The sequence below is a fragment of the Gordonia sp. 852002-10350_SCH5691597 genome (assembly GCF_001665715.1).
Classification (GTDB): domain Bacteria; phylum Actinomycetota; class Actinomycetes; order Mycobacteriales; family Mycobacteriaceae; genus Gordonia; species Gordonia sputi.
The window spans coordinates 1-11,915 of record NZ_LZMO01000067.1 but is presented as its reverse complement, the minus strand read 5'-3'; the positions used below and the strand labels follow the sequence as shown (position 1 = coordinate 11,915).

At 62.4% G+C, this 11,915-nt stretch carries 6 protein-coding genes; all 6 read left to right on the top strand.

Features of this window, described 5'->3' with window-relative positions; genetic code table 11:
* A partial coding sequence (locus A5777_RS04725; RefSeq protein ID WP_231894943.1) for a phospholipase D family protein occupies window positions 1-1,632 on the top strand: 1,632 nt, incomplete at its 5' end.
* Window positions 1,625-4,846 carry a helicase-related protein gene (locus tag A5777_RS04720; RefSeq protein ID WP_064861795.1) on the top strand — a complete coding sequence of 1,074 codons (3,222 nt, stop codon included), beginning with the start codon at window positions 1,625-1,627 and terminating at the stop codon, window positions 4,844-4,846. The genes A5777_RS04725 and A5777_RS04720, both read left to right, overlap by 8 nt.
* A gap of 272 nt (window positions 4,847-5,118) precedes the next feature.
* Entirely contained in the window at window positions 5,119-6,483 is a 1,365-nt protein-coding gene (locus tag A5777_RS04715; protein WP_064861794.1) for a restriction endonuclease, read from the top strand.
* A gap of 45 nt (window positions 6,484-6,528) precedes the next feature.
* Window positions 6,529-7,035 (top strand): very short patch repair endonuclease, encoded by a 507-nt coding sequence (locus A5777_RS04710; protein WP_231894942.1) that lies wholly within the window; start codon window positions 6,529-6,531, stop codon window positions 7,033-7,035.
* A 187-nt stretch (window positions 7,036-7,222) separates the two neighbouring features.
* A complete protein-coding gene (locus tag A5777_RS04705) occupies window positions 7,223-9,031 on the top strand; it encodes a UvrD-helicase domain-containing protein (RefSeq protein ID WP_064861796.1) in 1,809 nt (602 codons plus the stop codon).
* Window positions 9,028-11,915, top strand: a 2,888-nt coding sequence (locus tag A5777_RS04700) for a helicase-related protein (RefSeq protein WP_064861792.1), incomplete at its 3' end; no start/stop codon positions are given. The genes A5777_RS04705 and A5777_RS04700, both read left to right, overlap by 4 nt.

Here is an 11,915-nt window from a genome sequence, read left to right as displayed (position 1 = left end):
CCAGCTACCGTGAGAACCCGGTCCCAGCAGAGGCCGGAACCAACTAACCGAGCCTCCAGCAAACCCGGGGCGATTCAGAACGGCCAGATAGTCGTCCCACGGCATAGGTCGCGGCTGTTTTCCCTGCTCGAGCCAGCCATCCACGGGATCACGTCCGCCCGTGGTCTGTTTCATCCCAAACTATGGCTGGCCAGGTACGCCGATGAGGACGGCTACACGTTCGTCAAGTTGATTGTCCTGACCCGCAATCTCACTCGAGATCGATCGTGGGACGTGGTGGTCACGCTCGACGGCGTGATCACTACCAGTCCGTCTGCGCGGAACAAGCCCGTCGTCGACCTCGTCCGCTACCTCGCAGACGCACCCACAACACCGCTGGGTGCGCAACGCCGCGAGCGGCTTCTCGAATTCGCCGAGCTGCTTCGCTACGCCGAGTGGACGAATCCCCCTGGCGTCCAAGACCTCACGTTCCATGTGTTCGGCGTTCCCGGACGGGCCAACGACACCCCTGACTTCTCGGGTTATCGACATCTTGTGGTCTCACCGTTCCTCCAGGACGAGGGCACTCAGCGTTTCGCCGAGTACGCCAAAGGTCCGCTCACCGTCGTGTCCCGTCAAGACGCACTTGACGGGTTGAGTCAGGAGATTGCCGACTGGATCGACGATGCCTACGTTCTGTCGCCGACAGCTGGACTGCCTGCCGACGACGAAAACAATTCCGGCGCAGCATTGTTCAATGGTCTTCACGCCAAGGTGTTTGCGTTGGAACGGGCGAAGCTCGCGCACCTGTTCATCGGCTCGACCAACGCGACCGGTCCCGCCTTCGACCTCAACGTCGAAATTCTCATCGAACTAGTAGGTAGCTCAACAGTTTTCGGTGTGGAGAAGCTACTCGGTAATGACGGTCTCGGCTCTCTTCTGGAGAAGACAGAGATACAACCCGTCGATGTGACGGACGACGATCCCCAGCACGCGCTGGACTCATACGTGCGGACGGTGGCAGCAGTTCCGTTGATTGCGCGCGTCATTCAGGACGGTGACCGCATCGGCATGCGGGTGAGGAGCGACCTCGCGGTCCCGTCCTACGATTCCGCGGTCACGATGAGCATCGCGCTGCTGACCGATCCGTCGACGTCGACGACGTTGATGCCTGGACTCTCCGTCGACGTGACTTACGACGAGTTGCCGCTGACCGACGTCACAGCCTTCTTCGTAATCTCTGCCTACGACTCCGACGATCGTTGGAGCCGAACCGTTGTCAAAGCTGAGCTGCTCAACGACGTCGAGGGCCGCCTCGACCGCATCGTCACCCATGAGATCACCAGTCCGGATGCCTTCCGAAAGTTCTTGGCTTTGCTGCTGGCATTCGGTGAAGTCGTGGACGAATCCGATGACGGCGATGCAGCCTCCGGAACCGCTAGTGGTCAGTGGAAGAACTTGGAGCAGGGAATGTTCGAACAGCTGATGCGAGCGGCGGTATCCAAGCCGGCGATACTCGATCAACTGGCGGGCGTGGTTTCCGCAATCATCAAGGCCGACGACCCGCACGGGGTCTTGCCGGAGGGATTCCGCGATCTGTGGACCGCGATCGAGTTGGCCACCGGCTCCGAGCGAGGTGTCTCCCATGTCTGATCAGAAATTCTCTGCCGCAGGCGTATTGGACACGTTGAAGCCGTTTCAGCGTGCAACGGTCGACCAAGTTGCCGATGTGTTCTATGGGCGAGAGTCAGGGAAGCGCTACCTCGTCGCGGACGAAACCGGTCTTGGGAAGAGCATCGTCGCCAAGGGTGTGGTGGCCAGGGCTGTCGAGAAGCTCCAGGACGATCCAACGGTCAACCGTATCGATGTCGTCTACATCTGCTCGAACGCCGACATCGCGCGGCAGAACCTGCAGCGGCTGAACGTTGTTGGCAAGCAGGTGAGCTTGTCGACTCGCCTCACCTTGCTCGCCGCGTCGACTCGACAATTGTCGAGGCCGACCCCAGGGGTGGGGAAGCCCGTCAACCTCATCTCACTGACTCCTCGGACCTCCTTCCCCGAAAAGGGGTGGAGGACCGGCACAGCCAATGAGCGGGCGTTGCTGTACCTGATTCTGCGTGACGAACTCGGCCTCTACGGGGCCCGCGCAACCGCCGCATACCGAATCCTGCAGGGCACGGTCAGTAGTTGGCAGACGTTCAAACAGCGAGTCGAGCAATACGAGAGCGAGCTTCGAGCCCAGGCGGAACGCGACGGCGGGCCACTCCTGGACCCGGTCATTGTCAAGAAGTTCGTCGAACTGCTCCGCACCGACGACGACGAGCACGAACTCTCTGCGCTCGACGAGTTCACCCAGCTCCTCGATGACACACAGGGCAAGCCCTCGGTGCCCGGAGGTTCGAAAGCGGCTGCGCAAGTCGTGATCCGGCTGCGGCGACTCTTGGCGCGCGCAGGCGTGGAGGCCCTGGAACCAGACTTGGTGATCCTCGATGAGTTCCAGCGATTCACCGAACTGTTGGAGGAAGATTCGCCAGTCAGCGAGCTGGCACGCGAGATGTTCGACTACGACGCCGCACGTGTACTGCTGCTGTCGGCAACCCCGTACAAGCCATACGACATCGACGACGAAAGCAGTGCGCCCGGAACGCATCGGACGCAGTTCATGGATACGCTCGAGTTCCTAGCGCGTGGACTATCTGAGCAATCCGGTACCGAGCGAGCTGACGGTATCGCCAAGCTCCTCAATGAGTACCGAGAAGCGGTGACCACTGACCGAGACCCGAGTGAGCTGCGTGATCGCTTGCGACACGAGCTCATGGGAGTGATGTGTCGTACGGAGCGCCCGGCGTCGGTGACGGACTCAATGGTCAGTGAGCGGCGGCAGCCAGCAGCGTCGGTCGCGGCCGACGACGTCCGGCAGTACCTCGGTCTGGCGAAGCTGGCCGAACTCATCGACGCTCGTTTGCCGATGGACCTGTGGAAGTCGGTGCCGGAGTTCGTTCATTTCATGGACGCCTACCAACTCGGGCATCTGACCGCCGCCAGTCTGGACGACCCGGAAGTGCGCGCGGCAGTTCAAGCACTCGACCGGTTGGATCCCGTCGTCGTCGACCGGTATGAGGAGCTCGCACGCCGGAACCCTAGGCTCGACTCGCTGATGGCCGACACAACGAACCGAGGTTGGCAACAACTCTTGTGGGTGCCGCCAACGGTGCCGTATCTGAAACCAGCTGGGCCGTATGCTGATCCAGAGTTGGCGAGCATGACCAAGAAGCTGGTGTTCTCAGCGTGGAGTGCGACTCCCACAGCGGTGGCATCGTTGCTCAGCCACGATGCGAGCAGGCGCATTGCTCGGGCTGATCGTGTGAAGGCGAAGAGGGTCACGGCGAGCCGCGAGAACGTGTCGCAGCGACTGCAGTTCCGACGCAGCGGGCAGGATCTGGCTGCGATGGCTGCATTCATGTTGTTCTTTCCGCTTCCCGGTCTTGCGGACGAAACCGATCCGCTTCGACTGGCGAGCGCAACCGGGCGACCGTACGACCCCGAGTATGCCGAGGTCCGATTCGCTGGGGAGCTGTCTGTCCGTCTTCCGAAGGAGACGACCGAATCCGGGGCGAGTGACGTGGCTTCGCTCCTGTGGCAGTGGCCCCTGATGATCTCCGACCCGCAGCTCGACAAGGCGCTCGCGGGTGAGGTTGCCGGGCTCACGCCTGCGGACGCGATCGCTGCCCGCTTCGACGACGCATCAACCGGTCACGGATATCCCACCGAAACCATCAGTGCACTCGACGAATACGTGAACGAAGCGGTCGCGGTTCACCGCAAGCGCATCAATCCTCAACTCGATGTGATTCCCCGTGGGCTGACACGCGCAACTGCGCGTCTCGCTCTTCATTCACCCGCCAACTGTGCGTGGCGAGCGCTTGGCCGGCTCGATGGTGACACGTCGCAGGTGACGCTGGGCGGACGATGGCGGGCAGCGGCCGTGCTTGCGAGTGGACTACGAACTCTGTTCAACCGGTGGGAATCCTCGCTCATCCTCGACGACCTCTACGGTGAGGACACTCCGTATTGGCAACGCGTGCTTAACTATTGCGCCGACGGTAATCTGCAGGCAGTGCTCGACGAGTACCTCTTTCACCTCGAATCAGTCGAGGGCGAGTCGGCGCATACCGACGAGTCACTCATCAGGTTTGCGCAGCGAGCAGCCGAAGCGCTCAAGCTCAATCCCGCCATCTACAAGGCGAAGGATCCGCTGGGGGAGGGGAACGACATCGACTTCCGATCGCGGTTCGCGCTGCGGTACGGAGACACCAAGAACGACGAAAGCTCCGTCCGTGCAACCGATGTCCGCACGGCGTTCAACTCGCCCTTCTGGCCTTTCGTCATCGTGTCGACCAGCGTGGGGCAGGAGGGGATCGACTTTCATCCCTGGTGCCACAACATCGTGCACTGGAACATTCCGAGCAGCCCGGTGGATTTCGAGCAACGTGACGGCCGCGTCAACCGCTATCGCGGACACGCGGTGCGACGCAATATCGCCGCGGCACACAGCCCCGAGATGCTTGCCACGGGCAACCCGTGGAAGACTGCGTACAACATTGCTGCGAAAGATGCGCCGCACTCGGAGATACCCGGCCTAGCACCTGAGTGGGTGTACCCGGGACCGCATAAGGTGCTGCGCGACGTGATGCCATATCAGCTCAGCGTCGACGAGGCGCGCATCGAGCGGGCCAAAAGACGCGTTGCGTACTACCGGCTGGCGTTTGGGCAGGCTCGGCAGGAGGACCTCGTTTCCGTTGTTACTGCCGCCGGGGTCAGTGCCGAAGACGCCGAGCGGTGGCGGGTGGATTTGCGGCCTGAGTAGGAAGCAATGGACGTTCCCTACTCCTTGCAGCCTGCTCGACTGAGGCTGGTGCAGCGGACCTGGCAGTTCTCCTTCGTTCCGGCGTGTTACCGCGAAGCCGGAACACCTATGGTTCCGCGTTAAGAAATCCAAGATGATGGGAGCGCTCATCTGATGACGGTGGGAACTGCCGCAAGTTGTCCGGACCGTGCTGCATAGTTGGTTCCGTTCGGACAGTCGGCGAACATGGTGTGGAGTTTGGTCGTGCGAGCGGGCAGTGGCAGGAGTGAAGAATGGCTGATTCGAGGAGCGACTTCGGTTGGGGTCTGGGCGGTAGCCCCGCGCGCAATGTCTCTGTCCACGATGAGCTCCGGTACTCGCAAGGAGCAGGTCAGACGGACTTGGTTGTCGACGGAATGCGTAACTTCCACTGGTTGATGAGCCCGGCGGAGCTCTCGCGGCCGAAGGTGCTCCTAGAGGCCGGGATCAACGCTCCCGCTGAAGTCGTCGATTGCGATGGGTTCCGCAGGAGGCCCTTAATTGCGATCAGGTCGAGTCCGTGGAAGGCAGGCAGCAGCGTCACTCCGTGGCACGACGAGTTCGATCTCGACCACGGGCACATCAGATACTTCGGCGATCACAAGCCGACGACATTGGGCCTACCTGGCAGCACGAGGGGGAATCGACTACTGCTCGAGACCGCGAAGCTGCATGCCGGTACCTCTACCGATGAACGCGCGGCCGCCCCGCCCTTGCTGGTGTTCAGAGCAATTACGGTCTATAGGGACGGTCGCGCAGTGCATAAGGGGTACGTGGAGTTCTGCGGCGTGGCGATCATCGAAACCCTTGAACATGTGGTGCAGCGTGACCCAGAAAGTGGCCGAAGCTATCCGAACCTGGCTCTTGATCTCGCGATCGTCGCCGGGGGCGATGACGACGAATTCGATATGCGATGGATTGATGATCGTCGTGATCCCACATTGGCGGTCAAGTCGACTCTTCGTCACGCTCCGCTTTCGTGGCGAAAGTGGGTGAAGGGCGGGCGAACGGTTCTTCCCGGGATCCGACGGCGCGTACTTGCCGGAAAGGTCAAGACTGCAGCGGAGCAATTACCTGAAGTGGGTAGCCGCTCGTTTGAGACGCTGAATCGAATCCATTCCTTTTACGACGGACGCAAGCATGCGTTCGAAATGTTGGCAGCGCGCGTGGCTGCACACATCCTCCAGGAGTCCGGTGCTCGATATCGAGAAGGATGGTTGTCCCGGTCTTCTGGGGACGGGGGCGTTGACTTCATCGGTCGGATTGACTTCGGCGCCACGGGTGCGACGATGCCCGTCGTCGTTTTAGGGCAGGCCAAGTGTGTTGCCCCCTCGTCGAGTGTATCTGCTGAGCAGGTGGCGCGGCTTGTAGCGCGACTGCGGCGTGGGTGGATTGGCGTGTACGTCATCACCGGCACCTTCTCGCGCCAAGCACAGGTAGAGATTATCGATGATCAGTATCCGTTGGTGATGATCTCGGGACGAGTCCTGACCGAGGCAGTCGAGCGAATGGTCCAGGAGAGCTATGGAGGCGTGCTCGAGGAGCTACTCGACGCCACAGTGAAGGACTACGGAAAGGCGATCACTTACCGTCGCCCCGAAGAGATCATTGCGACGTGATCTGGGTGTTCGTATCCCTCCGGGCATCCGTATGAGCTTGCGGACATGAGCCGCCCAGCCGCCTCGCGTCCGTCAATTGTAAAATCAGGAGGTATGCGTGTGACGCCGTCCTCGAACTCGACCAGGCCGCCGGCTTCGTCGGTGTCGGTTCGAGACCGTATGAGCAGACAGCGGTCAAAGAACACTGCCCCGGAAGTCCGGGTGCGCAAGATTCTGCATTCGCGAGGGATACGTTTCCGCACCGACGTTAAGCTCGAGGCCGATCTGAGAACGCGTGCAGACATCGCGTGGCGCCAGCTCGGACTGGCCATCTTCATCGACGGCTGCTTCTGGCATGGCTGCCCGGAGCACGCAACTCGCCCGGCGGCGAATGCCGACTGGTGGGCGAGGAAGCTCGACAACAATGTCGAACGCGACCGTCAGACCGACGCGGTGCTGCGAGGACGCGGCTGGATGGTCCGGCGCTATTGGGAGCATGAGTGTGCGGATTCAGTCGCTGACGACATCAGCAGTGTGATCAATCTGCTTCGGCTTCGACCCGATCGACCCTGACCCGTGCGATCCGTGTTGCACTAGTTCGAGCGTCACCCAGTGTCGGGATTGTCGGACCGGTCGGGTAGAAAAACTGCAGATGGTCAACTAAGCGGTCTTCGACTTAATCGTCTGGTCCGGTCGTGCCGACACCTTTGTTGAGGTACGCATATGAGTGCGACCTACCACGGTTATGAAGGGAGCTGCGATGGGCGCCGCAAATGCGGTCCGGCTAGACGAGGCCCAACGCAGTGTCGCCGAGGCTGCCGCTGATGAACGGCTCGTGATTGTCGCTGGCGCAGGCCAGGGAAAGACCGAAGTCGTCACCGCGCGCCTTCAGTCCCTCATCGAGGATGAAGGTCTTTCCGCGTCCGCAGAGCTGTTGGTCCTGAGCTTCTCGCGGGCCGCAGTACACGCGGTCCGTTCCCGGCTTTGTAACCGCGACATCGCCGAGGTCAACGTCAGAACGTTCGACTCGTTCGCGTCGCAGCTCCTGCTCGAGGCAGATGTTGAGCCTGCGATCGGATTTGAGGCGCGCATCCGGCAGGCAACTGAGTTGCTGGCAGACAATGACGATATCGCCGACCTGGTCGAGTCCCTCCGGCACGTCATCGTCGACGAGGTTCAGGATCTGGTTGGCGATCGCGCCGACTTCGTGTGGGCGCTTCTGTCGAACCTCTCCGACGACGCCGGGTTCACGGTCCTGGGCGACCCGCTCCAGGGCATCTACGACTTCGTCCTCGACGAGTCCACCGCACCCACGACATCCCCTGAATTACTCGGCAGCATATCCACCGAGCTCGGTGCCACCGAGGTGAGCCTGTCGACCAATTACCGGGCCCGCGGCGCTGACTGCATCAGGGCAGCCGAACTCGGTCCTCTTCTGCGGAGCAAGACCAAGCCCGACGAAGCACGATCTGCGCTCCGCGGATTCCGCGATTCCCTTCCGCACGTCGAGCGGGTCGAGGACTGGTCATTTCTCGACCTGTACGGTGGCCGCAGCGCAATCCTGTGCCGCAGCAACGCCGAGGTCCTGCGCATCTCCCGAGAACTCGTCGACGAAGATATTGCCCACGCGGTGCGTCGGCCCGCCCAGTCGTTCGGAGCGGCCAAGTGGATCGGTTCCGCCCTCGGCGCCCTGCAGGGGCCGATCGTCGCCCGCTCCGATGTGGAGCAGCGGCTCGAGCAGATCCTGGGTAAAGCGGACGCCGAGGACGCCTGGTACCTGCTGAAGTCCGCTGAGCAACGTGGCCGGGGCATGAATCAGACCGACCTGGACCGCCTGCGCCGTCGTCTGGGAGCCGGAACCGTGCCGCTGACCCTGACCGAAGGTGACGACGATATGAGGATCATCGTGTCGACGGTCCACCGCGCCAAAGGCCTCGAGTTCGACAACGTCTTCATCGCCGACTGGTCGGACCGACCGGACGAGGATGACCCGTGGGCGCCGATCCGCCTCGAGTATGTGGCGCTGACCCGCGCTCGGGACACGATCGTCATGGTGACCACACCGCGCCGACACTCCGTGGTCAGCGAGTGCCGCTGGCTTCCGGATCGGCTGCAGGAACGCACGGGTCCCAAGGGCAAATCGCGGGCGCGAGCCCTGGAGATCGGTTACGGCGACACCTACGCTGCGCGACCGGTCGCTGTCGACAACGCTTCGGTTGCTCAGGTCCAGGCCGCACTCGAGAAACTCACACCCGGCGTTGCGGTCGAGGCAGAACTCGACCGCATGCGTTCCGACGCGCAGCGTCCCATCTATGCGCTGACGGTCAACGGCCGGACGGTCGGCCGCACCACCGACGAGTTCGGCGAGGACTTCTCCGCCGCATTCAAGGTTCGTCCGGGTCAATGGCCCGCCGCGCTGACCGACATGGTCTTGCTCTCCGTCGAGACAGTGGCTGGTGACCCGAATATCGCCGCCGAGGCGGGCGCAGGCCCTGGCGGCTTCTGGCTTGTGCCGAGAGTGGCAGGTCTTGCGAGACCGCTGTGGGACGTGATGGAGAAAGTGGGATGAGCGTGCAAGAAGAGCTGGCCGAAAAGTATCGGTTCCGCGAGGAGATGGTCGACGCGCTGGAAGCCGACCTCATCGGTCCCGGCGAGGGCGAGCACGAGGTGATCGGCGAGGCGCCACTGAGCCGTTACATCGTCGGTGCCTTGTGGCCGCGGCCCGCCGACGAAGAGGATGCCGAAGACGTCGAGCAAGAACACGAGACCGAACCCACCGGAGCCGAGGCGGATGGGGAATCCGACGAGGGCAGCCCGGTCGCGCAGGCACGTATGCGGTTCCCGTCGTCGGTGGGTATGACGTTCTCGGTCCGGGCTTCGGCCGGATCCGTAACGATCACACCGCGTGCTGCTCGGTATCAGCAATTGCTCGACGCCGACGAAGCAGCGGAAGGCTGGACTCGAATCCCTCTGGAAGCCGAGGCAGTCGGTCAGCAGCTTCGACGTCCAGGTGTGTACCGCGACGACATCGGTCCGGGTTTGCAGCTCTATCGCTTCGTCCGGCCGGAACGAGACGGCAAGGTCACGGTCACCGTCGCGCTAAACAACACCTCGATCTCCGTCAAAGGCGATATGCGAGACGCCATCTCGTGGTTCCAGGTCGGCATCACCGTCCAGACCCAGCACGCCGACATCGTCGATCGCTCGGTCGCCCACAACATCGGCAGCGACCCGGACCTCGACACCGCCGCGCTGATGTACCGCAACGCCCACACCTTCGCGATCGGGCATGGCTGCGCAGCCGACTGGGACCTGGACTCGGTGAAAAATGGCGCTGTCGCGAAGGTGTCCACCACTTTCATTCCCACACACGAGGTTCACCGGGCCAAGCCCGGCAAGGTCGAGAATCTCGACCTTCGGATGGTGTCTTTCGCGGAAGATCCCATTGACACGATCAGCGAGAACCTGCGAGGCCTCACCAGCCAGTACCGCACGTGGATCAGCACGATCGAAGCCGACGTCCAGAATGGCGAAGTGGTGGCCGGCGACGATCTGAAGGGCGTTGCTGCCCGACATATCGAGGATATGCGGAAGGCCGCGGACAGGATCGACGCCGGAATCCGGCTGTTGGAGGGCAACCCCGAGTCGCTCCGAGCCTTTCGACTGGCCAATCGCGCAATGCAATTGCAGCGAGCACGCCAGGACTGGGTGCGTGGTGGCGCCAAGGGCGCCGTCGGTGACGGCTCAGACGCCACATGGCGCCCATTCCAGATCGCCTACGTCCTGTTGAACCTTCCCGGGATCACCGACCCAACTCACGAAGACCGGGAGGTGGCAGATCTCCTGTGGTTCCCGACCGGCGGTGGTAAAACCGAGGCCTATCTGGGCCTGGTGGCCTATGTGATCCTGCTGCGGCGCATCCGTAACTCCTCGGCCATGGGCGTTGCCGTCATCATGCGATACACATTGCGCCTGTTGACCATTCAGCAGTTCGAGCGGGCATCCATGCTCATGTGCTCCCTCGAGACCGTACGGAAGGACAATCCCGATCTCGGGTCGCGGCCGTTCTCCATCGGGCTGTGGGTGGGTGCGGGTGCCACCCCGAACTCGGTCGCCGAGGCGCGGACATCGCTCAAGAAGCTGGCCATGCTGCAGGATCTCCAGGAGAAGAATCCCGTCCAGCTCACTCAATGCCCGTGGTGCGGGGCATTTCTCAACCACGAGAATTACTCCGCAGAGCGTCGGCCTTTCGACCACCTCGTCATCGCGTGCAAGACCCCATCGTGCGACTTTCGAGATGGACTGCCGGTCCACCTCGTCGACGAGGACGTCTACCGTGAACGCCCTGAACTGATTCTGGGCACCGTCGACAAGTTCGCGATGATGGCCTGGAATGAGAATGTGGGCAAGCTCTTTGCGCGCGACGGCAAAGGCACACCGCCCGAGTTGATCATCCAGGACGAATTGCACCTGATCTCGGGTCCGCTCGGCTCGATGGTCGGGCTGTACGAGACGGCTGTCGACGCAGCATGCTCGGTCCCATCGCTCAATGATGAGTACAACCGGGCCAAGCCCAAGGTCATTGCATCCACCGCGACCATCCGACGCGCCGACGAACAGATCGAGTCCGTCTTCGCACGTTCCGCGGCCCTCTTTCCGCCTCCGGGGATCGACCCCGATGAGTCGTTCTTCGCCGAGCCATCGGACAAGGACGAGCTCGGGACGCGCCGCTATGTCGGCGTGATGGCGTCGGGAACCAGCCACGCAACACTGATGGTCCGCGTCTACTCGGCGCTCTTACAGGCCGCGAGCGACATCCAGGGTGACGACGACACGCGCGATCCCTACTGGACACTTCTGGGCTACTTCAACAGCCTGCGAGTACTCGGCAGCGCATACCTGCAGGTCGAGGGCGACGTCCAGGAGCGCCTCGGGGTTGTCGCCCAGCGCAATGGAACCGAGAAGCGTGCGAGGGTGCTTCTCAGCGAGTTGACTAGTCGGGTGTCATCCTCGGAGATCCCAGGAAGGCTCAAGGCGCTCGAACAGCGACTTGGCGGCAAGCACAGACCGAACGATGTGGTTCTGGCCACCAACATGATCTCGGTGGGAGTCGACATCGATCGGCTCGGTCTGATGACGGTGATGGGCCAACCTCAAGCGAGTGCGGAGTACATCCAGGCAACCAGCCGCGTCGGGCGCCAACATCCCGGCCTCGTGGTCACCATCTTCAACTCGGCCCGCTCGCGCGATCGCTCGCATTATGAGAGCTTCCGACCATTCCACCAGTCGCTGTACCGCGCGGTAGAGGCCACCAGCGCAACACCTTTCGCAGCCCGAGCCCGGGATCGGGGACTGCACGGTGTCCTCATCTCGATGGCGCGGTTGCTCATCGGAGGGCTGTCAGGTAACGGTTCCGCGCATTTGGCGGCCGACGAGTGGGATGCACTCGCCGA

Bases quoted from the DNA above. Each gene is read 5' to 3' on its own strand.
- A5777_RS04705 (WP_064861796.1), top strand. From the start codon at position 7,223: ATGGGCGCCGCAAATGCGGTCCGGCTAGACGAGGCCCAACGCAGTGTC.
- A5777_RS04720 (WP_064861795.1), top strand. From the start codon at position 1,625: ATGTCTGATCAGAAATTCTCTGCCGCAGGCGTATTGGACACGTTGAAG.
- A5777_RS04715 (WP_064861794.1), top strand. From the start codon at position 5,119: ATGGCTGATTCGAGGAGCGACTTCGGTTGGGGTCTGGGCGGTAGCCCC.
- A5777_RS04710 (WP_231894942.1), top strand. From the start codon at position 6,529: ATGAGCCGCCCAGCCGCCTCGCGTCCGTCAATTGTAAAATCAGGAGGT.